Origin of the sequence: Micromonospora sp. NPDC005194 (assembly GCF_040608335.1) — a bacterium.
Lineage (GTDB): Bacteria > Actinomycetota > Actinomycetes > Mycobacteriales > Micromonosporaceae > Micromonospora.
Map to the genome: position 1 here is coordinate 55,144 of NZ_JBEXIA010000008.1, position 15,079 is coordinate 70,222.

Annotated in this window: 13 protein-coding genes; 8 read left to right on the forward strand and 5 right to left on the reverse strand. The window is 71.9% G+C overall.

Annotation, left to right across the window (positions count from 1 at the left end):
- Positions 1-64: 64 nt before the first annotated feature.
- Complete coding sequence (locus tag ABZU53_RS09170) at positions 65-1,063, forward strand: ArsR family transcriptional regulator (RefSeq protein WP_355064866.1); 999 nt, start codon at positions 65-67, stop codon at positions 1,061-1,063.
- Here the strand turns inward: ABZU53_RS09170 and ABZU53_RS09175 are convergent, their stop codons facing one another.
- Positions 1,064-1,594, reverse strand: coding sequence for a nitroreductase family protein (locus tag ABZU53_RS09175; protein WP_355064868.1), 531 nt, complete (start codon positions 1,592-1,594; stop codon positions 1,064-1,066).
- A gap of 84 nt (positions 1,595-1,678) precedes the next feature.
- The gene (locus ABZU53_RS09180) at positions 1,679-2,467 is read right to left on the reverse strand and encodes a hypothetical protein (protein ID WP_355064869.1); all 789 of its coding nucleotides are present in this window, start codon (positions 2,465-2,467) and stop codon (positions 1,679-1,681) included.
- 267 nt (positions 2,468-2,734) lie between these two features.
- On the opposite strand from ABZU53_RS09180, the gene ABZU53_RS09185 reads away from it, so the two are divergent.
- Both ABZU53_RS09185 and ABZU53_RS09190 read left to right on the forward strand, forming a co-directional pair.
- Positions 2,735-4,000 (forward strand): aspartate kinase, encoded by a 1,266-nt coding sequence (locus ABZU53_RS09185; RefSeq protein ID WP_354856481.1) that lies wholly within the window; start codon positions 2,735-2,737, stop codon positions 3,998-4,000.
- Between the two features lie 5 nt (positions 4,001-4,005).
- Positions 4,006-5,067, forward strand: coding sequence for an aspartate-semialdehyde dehydrogenase (locus ABZU53_RS09190; RefSeq protein ID WP_354856484.1), 1,062 nt, complete (start codon positions 4,006-4,008; stop codon positions 5,065-5,067).
- 92 nt (positions 5,068-5,159) lie between these two features.
- On the opposite strand, the gene ABZU53_RS09195 is transcribed toward ABZU53_RS09190, so the two are convergent.
- A complete protein-coding gene (locus tag ABZU53_RS09195) occupies positions 5,160-6,581 on the reverse strand; it encodes a sensor domain-containing diguanylate cyclase (protein ID WP_355064871.1) in 1,422 nt (473 codons plus the stop codon).
- Positions 6,582-6,749: 168 nt separating this feature from the next.
- On the opposite strand from ABZU53_RS09195, the gene ABZU53_RS09200 reads away from it, so the two are divergent.
- The 4 genes from ABZU53_RS09200 (at position 6,750) to ABZU53_RS09215 (ending at position 10,940) form a co-directional block, all read left to right on the forward strand.
- Complete coding sequence (locus ABZU53_RS09200; RefSeq protein WP_355064872.1) at positions 6,750-7,529, forward strand: phosphodiesterase; 780 nt, start codon at positions 6,750-6,752, stop codon at positions 7,527-7,529.
- A gap of 11 nt (positions 7,530-7,540) precedes the next feature.
- Positions 7,541-8,197 carry a histone deacetylase gene (locus ABZU53_RS09205; RefSeq protein ID WP_355064874.1) on the forward strand — a complete coding sequence of 219 codons (657 nt, stop codon included), beginning with the start codon at positions 7,541-7,543 and terminating at the stop codon, positions 8,195-8,197.
- A 311-nt stretch (positions 8,198-8,508) separates the two neighbouring features.
- On the forward strand, positions 8,509-8,964 hold the full coding sequence (locus tag ABZU53_RS09210; RefSeq protein ID WP_354856495.1) for a lamin tail domain-containing protein: 456 nt from the start codon (positions 8,509-8,511) through the stop codon (positions 8,962-8,964).
- A 269-nt stretch (positions 8,965-9,233) separates the two neighbouring features.
- Positions 9,234-10,940 (forward strand): bifunctional metallophosphatase/5'-nucleotidase, encoded by a 1,707-nt coding sequence (locus ABZU53_RS09215; protein WP_355064876.1) that lies wholly within the window; start codon positions 9,234-9,236, stop codon positions 10,938-10,940.
- A 105-nt stretch (positions 10,941-11,045) separates the two neighbouring features.
- Here the strand turns inward: ABZU53_RS09215 and ABZU53_RS09220 are convergent, their stop codons facing one another.
- Complete coding sequence (locus tag ABZU53_RS09220; RefSeq protein ID WP_355064878.1) at positions 11,046-12,323, reverse strand: MFS transporter; 1,278 nt, start codon at positions 12,321-12,323, stop codon at positions 11,046-11,048.
- A 129-nt stretch (positions 12,324-12,452) separates the two neighbouring features.
- Here ABZU53_RS09220 and ABZU53_RS09225 point away from each other — a divergent pair, with 129 nt between their 5' ends.
- Positions 12,453-12,926, forward strand: coding sequence for a hypothetical protein (locus ABZU53_RS09225; RefSeq protein WP_355064880.1), 474 nt, complete (start codon positions 12,453-12,455; stop codon positions 12,924-12,926).
- A 43-nt stretch (positions 12,927-12,969) separates the two neighbouring features.
- Here ABZU53_RS09225 and ABZU53_RS09230 read toward each other — a convergent pair whose 3' ends face one another.
- Positions 12,970-14,889 carry a hypothetical protein gene (locus ABZU53_RS09230; RefSeq protein WP_355064882.1) on the reverse strand — a complete coding sequence of 640 codons (1,920 nt, stop codon included), beginning with the start codon at positions 14,887-14,889 and terminating at the stop codon, positions 12,970-12,972.
- Positions 14,890-15,079 lie beyond the last annotated feature (190 nt).

The following is a 15,079-nucleotide window of genomic DNA, read 5'->3' on the forward strand; positions in this document are numbered from 1 at the left end:
CGGGACCGAATAGATCGGTCGAGCCTTTTAGGCTGGACCGAATCCTGCTCCCGGGGGAGGGCGCGTGTCCGAGTTGCGATTCAGCCTGGCCGACGTCGCGAGAGTGCGGCTCGCCGTGTCGCCGGTCAACGAGACGGTAATGAGCATGTGGGCGCTGGCCAGCCCCGTTTACCACGCGGTGCACCTGCCCTGGATCGACCGCGCCCGGGTGACCATGCGTCGGCCCGAGGTGGCCGTCCGGGTCCGACCGCTGGTGGAGCTGGCCCGGCCGCGTAGTTGGCTGCCGGACTTCCTCACCCCGGCGGCCCGACCCAACGTGGAGATGACCGAGCAGCTCGACCAGATCGCCGCGACACCGCCGGCCGTGGTGGTCCAGGACCTGCTGGCGACCACCCCGCGCCGGCCGCTGAGCCCGTTCGGGCTGGCGCTGCTCGCCGACCCCCGTGGGCTGTTGCCACAGCTCGTCGACGCGGTGCGGGTCTGGTACGACGAGGCGATCGCCCCGGACTGGTCGCGGATGCGGGCGCTGCTCGACGCCGACGTGGCGTACCGGGCCGCACAGCTCGCCGAGAACGGCGCCGGACGGTTCTTCGAGCAGCTCCACCCGAGCCTGCGCTGGCTCGGCGACCGGGTGGTCAGCGACGACCCGTTCGCGCGGGACTTCGACCTGCGGGACCGTGGGTTGGCGCTGAACCCGACGGTGTTCAGCGAACGTCGGGTGCTGTGGAACCTGCTGGAGGACTCGTTGCCGGCCGCCGCGTACCCGGTCCGGGCGGTCGGGACGCTCTGGGAGGCGACCGCGCCACCGCCTGGCGACCCGCTGGCACGGGTGATCGGCCCCGGCCGCGCCGCGCTGCTGCACCTGCTCGACACGGCCACCACCACCACCGACCTGGCCCGGCTCACCGGGATGTCCGCCGGAAACGTCTCGCAGCACCTGGCCGCGTTGCACGCCGCCGGCCTGGTCGGCCGGTCCCGACAGGGTCGGCATGTGCTCTACCGCAACACCGACGCCGCGGGGGTTCTGCTGCGGGCCAGCGGGGCGGCTGACCCGATCAGGTGATCAGGCGAGCAGCAGGTCGGCGACCGGCCGGCGGTGCCGCAGGCCGGTCTCCCGGGCGCGCAGCTCGGCCGGGAGGGCGAAGGGATCTCCGAGCCGACCGACGGCGGCGACCACAAGCGGTCGGACGCCGCCGGGCAGGTCGAGTTCGGTGGCGAGGCCGGCCCGGTCGAAGCGGACGAGCTGGCGGACGTGCAGACCGAGCGCGGTGGCCTGCAGGGTCAGGTGGGCGATCGCCTGACCGAGGTCGTACGCGGCCCGCTCGGCGTCGCCGCCGGTGTGCGCGCCGACCACCAGGGTCGCGGCGTGCCGGGCCCAGCCTTGGTCGTCGGCGGGGAGGTTGATCAGGATCCGTTTCCAGTTCTGGTCGTGCCGATGGCCGAGGGCGAACCGCCAGGGCTGCCCGTTGTCCGCCGACGGCGCCCACCGCGCGGCCTCCAGCAGCGAGGCCGCCTCGTCCGAGGTCAGGGTGGCGCTCGGGTCGAAGGCCCGAGGGCTCCAGCGGAAGGCGAGCAGCGGGGTCAGGTCAGCCATGCCGAGGATCGTCCTTTATGGGTGATTCGCCGATCAACGTGGGCCTGCGGGATGTGGGCAAAAGCACCCGTAACGGGATGAAGATCAGGGCGTTCCCGCGCTCGGGCTGAGTGTCGGATCGGGCGTCGGAGGGGCTGCGATGTCGAGGGGTTCCGCGTCCACCACCACCGGCCCGGCGAGCTGCACGGTGGCGGGCGCCGGGCCGGGCGGGGCCGCCAGCCGCAGCGTGCCGGCGTCGGTCCGGACGCCGGTCGGCGTGCCGTCGGTGTCGTAGCAGTAGATGCCGACGTCCAACGGCGCGTTCAGCGAGGCGGAGGTGGAGTCGACCGAGTAGCAGGTGCCGGTCAGCCCCTTGGGCGTGGCGGCCAGGGCCACCGCGAGCGGCGCGCGCCGGTCGGTCAGCACGTCCAGCCAGTCGGTGAGCGGATGCTGGATCCGGGGGTCCAGCCGGCGCGGGAGGGCGTCGTCACGTTCGCCGAGGCGTACGCAGCGCGCCGGCTCCGGGTGACCGGTCGAGGGCAGCGCGCACTGGAACAGCCCGTCGCCGGTCGCGGCCAGCGAGACGTCCGCGGTGCCACCCAGCGCCCCGCCCGGCACGTCGACGCGCCAACTGCCGTCGTTCGCGCTGGTGAACACGATGCTGCGGTCCGGTTGGCCGGTCCGGGTGAACACGTAGCGCGCCACCAGGTGGCGATCCTGTGCGGCGGCGGCCAGGGCGGCCAGCTCGTCCCGGGTGGCGTCCACCTCGACCGGGCCGGGGTCGGCTGGCGGCGGAGGCGGAGGCCGCTCGCTGGTGCAGGAGACCAGGACTGCCGGCAGGGCGAACACGAGCGGCCCGAGCACGCGGCCGGCCGAGCGAAAGAGGACGGGCACCGGCCCATTCTGGTGGGTGCGGGCCAGGCGCGGGCAGCGGCGGGCAGCCGTCCGCCCCGGCGTGTCGGGCGCGGCCTTTCGGCGTACCGCCCGAACTCGCGGACCTGGCCGCCCGCGTTGCCCGCACGCCCGCGCGGGCCGGATCGTGGGATCACCCGACCCGCCGCCGTGGCCCGCCCGATACCCTCATGGGGTCTGACACGCGCCGCCGGCCCCGGTTCCGGCGGCGTCGGCACGCTCAGGGTCACTGGGAGGGAGTGCACCGTCGTGGCACTCGTGGTGCAGAAGTACGGCGGGTCCTCCGTCGCCAACGCCGAGCGGATCAAGCGGGTGGCCGAGCGCATCGTCGCCGCCCGCAAGGCCGGCGACGACGTGGTGGTGGTGGTCTCCGCGATGGGGGACACCACCGACGAGCTGCTCGACCTGGCCAACCAGGTCAGCCCGCTGCCGCCGGGCCGCGAGCTGGACATGCTGCTCACCGCCGGGGAGCGGATCTCCATGGCCCTGCTGGCCATGGCCATCCACAACCTGGGGTACGAAGCCCGCTCGTTCACCGGCTCGCAGGCCGGTGTGATCACCACCTCGGTGCACGGCCGGGCGCGGATCATCGATGTCACCCCGGGGCGGCTCAAGGGCGCGCTCGACGAGGGCTCGGTGGTCATCGTGGCCGGTTTCCAGGGCGTCTCGCAGGACACCAAGGACGTCACCACGCTGGGCCGCGGCGGCTCGGACACCACGGCCGTCGCGCTCGCCGCCGCGCTGCACGCCGATGTCTGCGAGATCTACACCGACGTGGACGGCATCTTCACCGCCGACCCGCGGATCGTTCCCAACGCCCGGCACATCAAGGACATCACCTACGAGGAGATGCTGGAGCTGGCCGCGTGCGGCGCGAAGGTGCTGCACCTGCGTAGCGTGGAGTACGCCCGCCGGGCGGGGTTGCCGATCCACGTCCGTTCGTCATACTCGACCAACACCGGCACGATGGTCACCGGATCGATGGAGGACCTTTCCGTGGAGCAGGCACTGATCACCGGGGTCGCGCACGACCGCAGCGAGGCCAAGATCACGATCGTCGGGGTGCCCGACGAGCCGGGTGCCGCCGCGCGGATCTTCGACACCGTCGCGGGCGCCGAGATCAACATCGACATGATCGTGCAGAACGTCTCCACCGAGGGCACCGGCCGTACGGACATCTCGTTCACGCTGCCCAAGGCCGACGGCCCGACCGCGATGGCCGCGCTCAGCAAGATCCAGGAGCCGGTCAAGTTCAAGGGCCTGCTCTACGACGACCACGTCGGCAAGGTCTCCCTGATCGGCGCCGGCATGCGCTCGCACCCCGGCGTGGCCGCCGGCTTCTTCGCCGCGCTGGGCGCTGCCGGGGTCAACATCGAGATGATCTCCACCTCCGAGATTCGCGTCTCCGTCGTCTGCCGGGACACCGACCTCGACGCCGCGGTCCGCGCCATCCACGATCAGTTCGAGCTGGGCGGCGACACCGAAGCCGTGGTCTACGCCGGGACGGGTAGGTAGCGCCGATGACGGCGCTGCCCACCCTCGCCGTGGTCGGAGCGACAGGTGCCGTCGGCACCGTGATGTGTGAGCTGCTCAGCGGACGTCGCAACGTCTGGGGTGAGATCCGGCTTCTCGCCTCCGAGCGTTCGGTCGGGAAGCGGGTGCGCTGCCGGGGCGAGGAGCTCGTCGTCCAGGCGCTGACCCCGGAGGCGTTCGACGGGGTCGACGTGGCGATGTTCGACGTGCCCGACGAGGTCTCCGCCGAGTGGGCGCCCATCGCCGTCGCCCGTGGCGCGATCGCGGTGGACAACTCCGGCGCGTTCCGGATGGACCGGGACGTCCCGCTGGTCGTTCCGGAGATCAATCCCGAGCAGGTCCGCAACCGGCCTCGGGGCATCATCGCGAACGCCAACTGCACCACCCTCGCGATGATCGTCGCGGTCGCGCCCCTGCATCGCGAGTACGGTCTGCGGGAGCTGGTGCTCGCCTCCTACCAGGCGGTCTCCGGCGCCGGTCAGGCCGGCGTGGACATCCTGCACGACCAGCTCGCCAAGGTCGCCGGGGATCGCGCGCTCGGCTCGCGTACCGGCGACGTCCGCCAGGCGGTCGGCGACGACCTGGGCCCGTTCCCGGCGCCGCTGGCGCTCAACGTGGTGCCCTGGGCGGGCTCGTCGGCCGACGGCGGCTGGTCGTCGGAGGAGATGAAGATCCGCAACGAGTCGCGGAAGATCCTCGGCCTGCCCGACCTCAAGGTCAGCGCCACCTGCGTGCGCGTGCCGGTGGTGACCGGCCACTCGGTGGCCGTGCACGCGGTCTTCGCCACCGAGGTCGACGCCGAGGGCGCCCGCGAGGCGCTGCGCAACGCCCCCGGCGTGATCCTGGTCGACGACCCCGCCGCCGGTGAGTTCCCGATGCCGATCGACGCGGTCGGCACCGACCCGTCGTGGGTCGGCCGGATCCGCCGCGCCCTGGACGACCCGCGCGCCCTCGACTTCTTCGTCACCGGCGACAACCTCCGCAAAGGCGCGGCCCTCAACACCGCCCAGATCGCCGAACTCCTCGCCAAGGAACTCCGCACCGCCTGACCCCGCGCTGCGGCGATCTCGCGGTTTCTGCGCCGGCACGAGGGATCAGAGCGACAAGACGACGACCGGAAGCGCAGGATCGGCGGGAGGTTTCACGCCGCGGCCAGGTGGACTCCGTCCCGGCCCTGGCGCTTCACCGCGTAGAGGGCCTGGTCGGCTCTTCGCAGGGTGCCATCGGGGGATTCGCCGGGGCGGGGCAGCGCGACGCCGACGCTGATCGTGCGACCGGTCCGTCGAGCCGCCTCGGTCAACCGCTCGGCGATCCGGACCGCCTCCTCCGGACGGCTCACCTCGATCACCGCGACGAACTCGTCGCCGCCGATCCGGTACAGCTCGTCGCCGTGCCGCAACGCCCCCTCCAGCGCCCGGGCGAGCCCGACCAGCACCTGGTCGCCGGCCTGATGGCCGTACGTGTCGTTGACCGTCTTGAAGCCGTCCACGTCGATCGCCAGCAGAGCCGTACGCCCCGGGGTGGCCGCCGCGATCCGCTGCCCGAACGGGCCGGTGTGCCGCAGCCCCGTCAGCGGGTCCGAGCTGGCCTGCTCCCGCAGCCGGGCGAGCGTACGCAGCCGGTCCAGGCTGGTCCACACCTGCCCGGCGAGCAGCTCCATGAGGCTGACCGTGGTCGGGTCCGGCCGCAGCGCCCGCTCGTCGGCGACGAGCAGCGCCCCACCCGCGCCCGGCGGACCCACCGGAACGGCGATCAGCGTGCGTACCCCGGCCCGGGTCAGCGGCCGGTAGTCCTCGGTCGGCGGGTGCCCCGCCTCGCCCAGCGTGTACCCGGCGCCGTACCGGTGCGCCCGCTCGATCATCCGGCCGAGAGCCTCCGGCCCCGCCTCGGCCAACTCCGCCCGGATGCGGGTCTCCAACTCGCACCCGGCCAGCGGCGGCGGCCCGAGCTGGGCGCCCTCCGGACCGCCGGTCAGCAGCACCGCGGTGGAGAGGGTGGACACCTCCCGGGCGGCGGAGGTCGCCGCGCCGATCACGGCCTCCTCGGTCGGCGCGGCGGAGAGCGCGGCGGCGTGCCGGAGCAGCTTCTCGCTCCGGCTCTCTGACGGAGGGCCGCCCACTGCGGCGATGCGGGCGCCGAGTCGGGCCGCCAGCCGCTGCGCGGTCTCCCGCCACGGCTCCAGGTCGACAGGCCCACTCCACTGCAGGTCCAGTACGCCGATCACCCGGCCCGCCGGGTCGCGCACCGGCACGCACAGCTCAGCTGTCACGTCCGGGCGTACCGGAAGGTAGTCCGGGTCGGCGGTGACGTCCGGGACCACCGCCGCGACGTCTGTGGCGTACACCCGGCCGACGATCCCGGTGCGCGCCGGGACGGTCGCGAAGACCTGCCACGCGCCGGTCGCCGCCACGCAGCGCAGCCGGTCGTGGGCCTCGAGCAGCACCGAGATGGTGGCCGGGGTGTGGCGCGACAGCGCGGCGACCGTCCGCCGACAGGCCTCCGGCGCGGTCGACGCCATCGACAGGCGGACGGTGACGTCACGGATGACTCGCTGATGATCCACTCGCACGTCGTTCCAGGTAGGGGAGGGTCTGCGCGATCAAGCGTACCCACGCTGAGGGAACCCTCCGGGCTTCGTACACATGTGCTATCCACAGGCTGTGGACGCAGCCTGTGGGAAGAGGCGGCGGGCGATAGCGTGGAACTCCCGTCGCCGAGGAGGCGAGCACTCATGCTCATCGCCCAGCTCAGTGATCCGCACGTGACCACCGGCCTGCTCGCCGCCGAGCCCGCCGCCGGGCTGCACCGGGCGCTCGGCCGGGTGCTGGCCCTGCGCCCGCGACCCGACTGCGTGGTCATCACCGGCGACCTGGTCGACCACGGCCGACCCGACGAGTACGCCGCGCTGCGCGACCTGATCGGCCGGTTCCCGCTTCCGGTGTACCTGGCCGCCGGCAACCACGACGACCGGGAGTCGCTGCTCGACGCGTTCGGCGGCACGCCCTGGCTCGGCGGCGGGTTCTCCGCCTACTACCACGTCGACCACGAGGCGGCGACAGTCGTCGTGCTCGACTCGCTCACCCCCGGCAGCGGCGGCGGCAACCTGGGCGAGGAGCAGCTCGGCTGGCTCGACGGCGTGCTCTCCGGTCGGCCCGACGTGCCCGCCGCGATCTTCCTGCACCACCCGCCGGTCGCCGTCGGCATCCCGACGGCGGACACCATCCGGCTCGCCGACGGGCCCGCGCTGGCCGAGGTGGTCGGCCGGCACCGGCACGTCGTACGGGTCGCCGCCGGGCACCTGCACCGCACGGTCACCGTGGGGTACGCGGGCACGGTGCTCACCGTGGCGCCCAGCACCTGGAAGCAGAGCACCCTCACGATGGCCACGGACGAGGTGATCGGCTGGGTCGCCGAACCGACCGCCTTCCTGCTGCACCGCATCGAGCCCGACGGCTGCGTGACCCATGTCGTGCAGGTCAGCCACTCGGCCGGCCAGACCTGCGGCTTCTGATCGCAGCGCCCATGCCCGGCACCGTCTGGTACGTCGCGTACGGCTCGAACATGCACGCCGCCCGGCTGGCCTGGTACATCGTCGGCGGCTGCCCGCCCGGCGGCCGGCGGACGTACCCGGGTTGCCGCGACCCTCGCCCACCGAGCCGGTCGGCGCCGGTGTGGCTGCCGGGCGGGATCTACTTCGCCGGCGAGTCCGGCGCGTGGACCGGCGGGATGGCGTTCTATGACCCGCAGCTGCCGGGCGAGGCCGCCGCACGGGCCTACCTGGTCACCATCGAGCAGTTCACCGACATCGCCGCTCAGGAGATGTACCGCCCGACCGGCGACACCGCCGACCTCGTCCCGGCGGCCGGCGCGGCAGTCGACACCGCCGTCGCCGAGGGGCGGGCGACGCTCGGCCCCGGCCGCTACGAGACCCTGATCTGCCCCGGCCTGCGCGCCGGCGTCCCGCTGCTCACCTTCACCGCCCCCGAGCCGGCGTCGGCCGTGCGGTGCCGGCCACCGGCACCGGCCTACCTGCGCATGATCGCCCGAGGGCTGCACGAGTCACACGGCTGGGCCGCCGAGCGGATCGCCGACTACCTGGCACAGCGCCCCGGAGTCGCGGACGGCTGGCCACCCGACGCGGTGACGACTCTGGTCCGCGACGCGCTCACCACCGGCTGACCGGCCAAGCCCGGCTTCCGCCCGGATCGGCGGCGATGATCCACCGGCCGGATCGACCGACGAGATCATCGGACCGGATGGACGGGCCGGTGAGAGTCCGGACGCGTCCGAAGGTCGACCGGTCCGAACTGCCGGGCAGCGTCGCCGCGCACCGACCGGCGCACCACGCTCCACCGCCCGGATCGAGTTGGCGACGCGTCCTCCTCGCTGGCCACGCCCGCCCCGTCCCGCCGCTAGCGTCAGCGCTCCACGTCACACGTGGAACGACTGCGTCGGCGTTCGTCGGCCGGCGCACGGAGTGAGGAGACGGAATGACGAAGAAGATGATCGGTCTCGCGCTCGCGCTCGCCGGGACGCTCGCTGCCACGCTGGCCACCGCCGGACCGGCGCAGGCCGCGACTCCGTCGGTGCAGATCACCAAGGTCTACTACAACTCGCCCGGCAGCGACAACCGCTCGAATTCCAGCCTGAACGCGGAGTACGTCCGCCTCACCAACCGGCGGTCGAGCACCATCAACCTGAAGTCCTGGACGCTGCGGGACAAGGCGCGCCATGTCTACACCTTCAGTGGCGACGTCCGCCTCGCCGCCGGAGCGAGTGTCTACATCCACACTGGAAAGGGCAAGAACACGTCGACCCACCGCTACTGGGGATCCGGCGCGTACATCTGGAACAACACCGGCGACAGCGCGTACCTGCGCGACTCGGCCGGGAAGCAGATCGACTCCTGCTCCTGGGGCAGCAAGGGCAGTTACACCTCCTGCTGAGCAAGCGGACGCCGCCGGTCGACCGCCGGCGGCGTTCGCCGCGGACGTCGATCGACGAGATGTGGTCGGTGACCGATGGTGGACCAATCGGTGTATTCGCAGCTCTGCTGTGCTGCTCGGCTCGACCTGTGAGCGTCCGGATGAGAGGCTGGCCGGGCGGGCGACGCCCCAACCGCCCGCAAGCGTGATCGATCCTTCCGACGGCGTCGACGGCGGCCGCTCGACCCACAGGCCGGCCACCGCACGCGCCGATTCTCACGAGGAGTTCCATGTCCATACCCGGGATGCGTCGGGCCGCTGTCGGCCTGACCGCGCTCGCGGTGGCAGCGCTCGGCGCGGTCGCCACCACCCCCGAGCAGGCCGACGCGCGACCGAAGCCGGTCGACGTCACCCTGCTGGCGCTCAACGACTTCCACGGCAACCTCGAACCCCCGACCGGCTCCAGCGGCACCATCGCCGGGCAGCCCGCCGGAGGCGTCGAATACCTCGCGACCCACCTGGCCGAGCTGCGCGCCGCCGCCAAGAAGAAGAACACCATCACCGTCGCCGCCGGTGACCTGATCGGCGCGTCCCCCCTGCTCTCCGCCGCGTTCCACGACGAACCGACCATCGAGGCGCTGAGCATGGCCGGGCTGGACTACGCCAGCGTCGGCAACCACGAGTTCGACGAGGGCGCCGCCGAGCTGCTGCGGATCCAGAACGGCGGCTGCCACCCGGTCGACGGCTGCGCCGACGGCACCCCGTACCGGGGCGCCGGCTTCCAGTACCTGTCCGCCAACGCCTTCAAGACCGCCACCGGCAAGCCGCTCATGGCGCCGTACGCGATCCACAAGGTGCAGGGCGTCAAGGTCGGCTTCATCGGGATGACCCTGGAGGGCACCCCGCAGATCGTCAGCCAGCAGGGCGTCGCGGGCCTCACCTTCGCCGACGAGGCGGAGACCGCCAACCGGTACGCCCGCGAGCTGCGCCGCAAGGGCGTGGAGACGATCGTCGTGCTGCTGCACGAGGGTGGCGCCCAGGCGGCGACCGGTGGCATCAACGACTGCGTCGGCATGACCGGGCCCATCGTGGACATCGCCAACCGGATGGACCCGTCGATCGACGTGGTCGTCAGCGGCCACACCCACCAGGCGTACAACTGCAACATCAACGGCAAGCTGGTCACCAGCGCCAGCTCGTTCGGCCGCCTGGTCACCGACATCGACCTGAAGATCGACCGCCGCTCCGGGGACGTGCTCTCGGCCTCCGCGAACAACGTCGTGGTAACCCGCGACGTCGCCAAGGATCCGAAGCAGACCGCCCTGATCGACAAGTACAAGACGGTGCTCGGCCCGGTCGCCGGCCGCCAGGTCGGCGAGACCACCACCGCGATCACCAAGACCCAGGAAACCCTCTTCGGTACGACCCTGGGTGAGTCGCCACTGGGCAACCTGATCGCCGACGCGCAGCTCGCCGCCACCGATGACGAGCAGAATGCGGTCGCCGCCTTCATGAACCCGGGTGGGGTCCGGGCCGACCTCAACGCCGGCCCGGTCACCTACGAGGAGGCGTTCACGGTGCAGCCGTTCGCCAACAACCTGGTGACGCTCGACCTGACCGGTGCGCAGCTCTACTGCGTACTGGAACAGCAGTTCGTCACCGGCCGGACGTTGTACCCATCGTCGACCGTCGGCTACGTGGTCGACCCGGCCGGCACCACCGGCACCGTCGCCGACCCGTGCGCCGGCACCCGCGTGGTCCGGGGCAGCCTCACCATCGGCGGCACCGCCGTCGACACCGCCGCCACCTACCGGGTGACGGTGAACAACTTCCTTGCCGGTGGCGGCGACGGCTTCAGCGCCCTCACCGCCGGGACCAACCAGGTCACCGGCCAGATCGACCTGGACGCGTTCGTGGCGTACCTGACCGCGAAGTCGCCGGTCTCCGCCCCGACGCTCGACCGCATCCGCACCACCGCCGAGGTCCCCGCCGCCTGACGGTGTACCCCGCAACGATCGGGCCCCGGAGCACCAGCTCCGGGGCCCGACCCGTCCCCGGGCACCGGCCGCCGCTGCACGGGACGCGGGGCGCGGGACGGGTCGTCAGACGGGGGTGGGTGCCGGGGCGGGCGTGGTGATCGTCGGGCGGCCGTCCTGGTCGACGGTGAGCAGTCGGCGCAGCGAGAGCGCGATGAGCGAGGCGATCAGGCAGCCGCCGACCACCACCGCGACCCAGACCATGCCGTTGGCCGCGCCGATGAGCGGGCCGGCGGTCACCGGGCCGATCACACCGCTGATCCCGAAGATCATCGAACTCATGGCGTTGTACCGGCCGCGCAGCTCGTCGGTGGCGAGCGCGTTGGTCAGCGCCGGCATCACCGGCGACAGCAGCGTCTCGCCGAGGCCGAAGATCGCCGAGCAGGCCACCACGCACAGGGCGGCCACCAGGGCGTTGCCGGTGCTGATCACGCCGGCGATGCCGAGGACCAGCCAGGCGACGGCGAACACCGCCCCGACCACGGCGAGCGCGCCGGTGCGGCTGCGCCCCTCGATCCGGCGGATCACCAGCAGTTGGGCGAGCACGATCATCACCGTGTTGGCCGCGAGCGCCCACGCCACCACCCGGGGGTTCACCTCGGCGACGCGCACGGCGTACGCGGCGAAGCCGACCTCGACCTGGGCGTACCCGCAGGTGGTGAGAACCAGACCGAAGATCACGAGCCGGCGGAACGGACGGTCCCGGAGCACGGTCAGGTAGCCGCCGCTCGACGGCCCGTCGCCAGCTGAGCGGTGGCCGAGTCGGTGGCCGACGCCGGGCAGGGTCAACAGGATCAGGGCCGGCATCAGGTAGCTGACCGCATCCAGCAGGTAGATCGTCTGGAAGGTGCCGGGCCGCGCCGTGTCGACGATCGCGCCGGACGTCATGCCGCCGATGCCGATGCCGAGGTTGAGCAGCGCGAAGTTCAGCCCGAAGACCCGTTGCCGCTCACCGTCGTCGGTGAGCGAGGCGAGGATGGTGTTCTGCCCGGACCAGATCGCCGAGCTGCCGACGGCGATCACGGTCATCACGAGCAGGGCCGAGCCGGTCGAGTGGACCAGCGCCAGCGAACCGGTACCGATCGCCTCGATCACGAAGCACGGCACCACCACCCGGCGCGCGCCGAACCGGTCGATAAGCGTCCCGCCCAGCGGCGACAACGCCAGGGTGACGACGCCGTACCAGCCGATCACCAGACCGGCGCGGGTGTCGGTGAGCCCGCGCACGTCGGTGAGGTAGATGAACAGGAACGGCAGGGTCAGGCCCCGCCCGATCGCCGACAGCAGGGTGCCGAGGAGCATCCGGCGGGCTTCCGGACGACGGGGCAGGGATCGACGCAGCATGTCCGGCATTCTGTTCGGTGGGTGTGACGCCCCGCGAACCGTTTTGCAGCGGCGACGCTGTTCCCGGGCCGCCGGGTGACCAACCCCACGGTGATCGTCGGTGTCCGCCGGGTCTGCGATGCTGGCCCGATGACCGGCACCTGGCGACACCTGCCCGCTACCGCCCGCGCCATCGCGGTGACCGCCACAGCGGCCGTCGCCGCCGCCCAGGCGCGCGACAACCAGGCGTACGACGAGGCGGTCGCCGATCTCGCGGCTGACGACCGGTCCGGTCTGGTGCTCGGTACGGTGGTTCGGCTCCTGCTGGAGGAGGGCCACCCGGAGGGGCTGGCCGGCGACGACATCCGCCAGGTGCTGACCCGCTGCGTGCAGGACGCGATGCGGTGGCGGTCGGACGTCGACCCGCACGTGGTGCTCGTCCTGCTCGCCGGAGCGCTCGGGGTGTACGACCCCGACGGCGACGAGTCGCCGCCGGACGCGTCCGCCCCGGCCCGGCATGCCCCGCTGCTCGTGGCCGACCTGTTGGCGGTGACGGGCGTGCCGTTGGACGACTATCTGGCCGCCGCGTTCACCGAGATCGAGCGCACCGAACGGCAGGACTGATCCGCGGGGGCGGCCACACCGGTGGCCACCCCCGCGGGGTACGTCAGGAGGCGGAGGCCGCCACGTCGAAGTAGTACCAGTTCGGGTAGTCACTGACCGTGCCGTCGGCGCGGACGGCGTAGACGGTCAGGTCCATGAACCCGCTGGCGGTCGGCGTCCAGGTGATCGTGGCCCGGCCGTTCGCGTCGGCCGCCACCTCGATCGCCTCGGCATTGTTGAAGCTGTACCGGTAGGCCGCGGTGTCCGTCCAGCCCGGCGGCGGGGAGAAGGTGAAGGTGCCCTCGACCCCCACCCCGCCGACCGGCGAACCGTCCGGCGAGTAGTAGACGTCGGACTTCACCCCGGGGCCGGGGTCGAAGTACGTGGACCAGTTGCTCTCCGGTGAGACGAACCCGTTGTCGCTGAGGCTGCGGACCGTGATGTTGTGCCCGTCCACCCTGTTGGCGACGAAGCTGAAGTAGCCCGTGCCGTCCTCTTGGGCCGGCCGCTTCTCCGGGTCCCCGCCGTCCAGGGTGATCTCGTACTCACGGACGCCGGTGACACCGGGTGCCGGTACGAACTTCAGCACCACCTCCTGCCCCCACTCGGGCTGACCACTCTCCACCTGGATCTCAGGTGCGGTCCACGGCACGAAGGTGCGGTACTCGACGGTCTGCGAGACGTTGCCGGCGAGGTCGATGGAACGGACGCTCAATGTCTGTGGCCCGAAGCCGATCGGGTTGACCGTCACGGTCGCGGACCCACCGGCGGTGTTCGCCTTGACCGCCCCCGAGCTGCTGAACTGATCGAAGCAGACCAGTTGACCGTATTCACCGCTGGCCGAGCAGGTGTTGACACCCAGGCCGCGCCAGGAGTACCGGAAGCCGGCCACGTCCTTGTTGCCGTTGCCGGAGAAGGTGAAGACGGCCGGCACGCCGGCCGGCGCATGCTCTCCGGTGCCGTCCGCTGGGTAGTTGGACGAGGTGACGGTCGGCACGCCGGGCGCGGTGCGGTCGTAGGTGAAGAAGCACTTCTTCGACCACGCCGAGGTGTCGGCGCCGTCGGTCACCCGGGCCTGCCAAGCGTACGACTCGCCGTCGGTGAGGGTGCCCTCGGGCAGGTTGACCGTGTTGGCCCGACCGGAGATGCCGTGCTCGCCGATGAACGTCTGGCGAGCGTCCGGCGTGGCCTTGGGCCAGATGGCGACCTCGGTCTTGACGGCGCGCTCGTCGTCCCCGTCGGCGTCGGAACCGACGGCCTGTAGCACCGTGGCGAACCCGCTGATGCGCGGATACGGCTTCAGTTGCGTGCAGGCAAGACCACCGTTGTAGAGGTGGGCGCTGTCGATCTGTGGCACGGAGTTGAACTGGGTGGTCAACTTGACGCCGCGGTACGGGTGCAGCCCTCGGCCGTAGGAGGCGTCACTCTCGAACTGCTCCGGCACCCGGATCTCGAAGGTGATGTGACGCTGCCGGTGCGCCACCGCATCCTGCACCGCCGCGCCGACGTCGAAGGTGATGGAGGCCCCAGGGCAGAACTGTACCGGGGTGAGGACCTCGCCGAGCTTGGTGAGCGGTTCGGGTGCCCGGTTCCAGGTCGGCGTCGCGGTGACCGGCTTCGTCCGCCAGATTTCGACGGCCCGTTTGCTGCAGTCGGCGGCGCTGCGCTCGTCGAGGAACACATTCGCGCCGTAGATCTTCTTGCCCTCGTAGGCGGAGAGGTCGTACGTGGCGTACACCCGGGAGGTGTGGCTCTTGCCCGCGTCGTCCTGCCAGGTGCCGAGCGGAATGTTGGTCTCGCTGTCGATGGGGTATGCCTTCTTCGGCGTCGCCGAGTCGGTCCAGCCGACCTGCACGGCCGGCGGGCCGTCGTAGTGCGGTGCCGCGACGGCGGCGCTCGCGGTGGAGATGAGACTGAGCCCGCTGACGCCCATCGCCAGCGCGAGTGTGCCGACGACGGCACGGCGCGGCCTTGATCTGATCACAGTGGAATGTTCCTCCCCGTGTGCCATCCGCTCCGCTGAACGGATGATCAAGCGCATCAAACCCTGGGAGGTTGACGGGCGGCAACCCCCGTTCGGGCGGCCGGGGAGCCGCCCGAACGGATTGATGATCTTTCAATGGCGTACGCCGCGGAATGTGCAGAGGGCACATCCGTCGAGCGGATGTGCCCTC

What these genes read in the sequence shown, in the direction of transcription:
- ABZU53_RS09200 (WP_355064872.1), top strand. Translation starts at nt 6,750, where the DNA reads ATGCTCATCGCCCAGCTCAGTGATCCGCACGTGACCACCGGCCTGCTC.
- ABZU53_RS09210 (WP_354856495.1), top strand. Translation starts at nt 8,509, where the DNA reads ATGACGAAGAAGATGATCGGTCTCGCGCTCGCGCTCGCCGGGACGCTC.
- ABZU53_RS09225 (WP_355064880.1), top strand. Translation starts at nt 12,453, where the DNA reads ATGACCGGCACCTGGCGACACCTGCCCGCTACCGCCCGCGCCATCGCG.
- ABZU53_RS09175 (WP_355064868.1), bottom strand. Translation starts at nt 1,594, where the DNA reads ATGGCTGACCTGACCCCGCTGCTCGCCTTCCGCTGGAGCCCTCGGGCC.
- ABZU53_RS09190 (WP_354856484.1), top strand. Translation starts at nt 4,006, where the DNA reads ATGACGGCGCTGCCCACCCTCGCCGTGGTCGGAGCGACAGGTGCCGTC.
- ABZU53_RS09220 (WP_355064878.1), bottom strand. Translation starts at nt 12,323, where the DNA reads ATGCTGCGTCGATCCCTGCCCCGTCGTCCGGAAGCCCGCCGGATGCTC.
- ABZU53_RS09205 (WP_355064874.1), top strand. Translation starts at nt 7,541, where the DNA reads ATGCCCGGCACCGTCTGGTACGTCGCGTACGGCTCGAACATGCACGCC.
- ABZU53_RS09215 (WP_355064876.1), top strand. Translation starts at nt 9,234, where the DNA reads ATGTCCATACCCGGGATGCGTCGGGCCGCTGTCGGCCTGACCGCGCTC.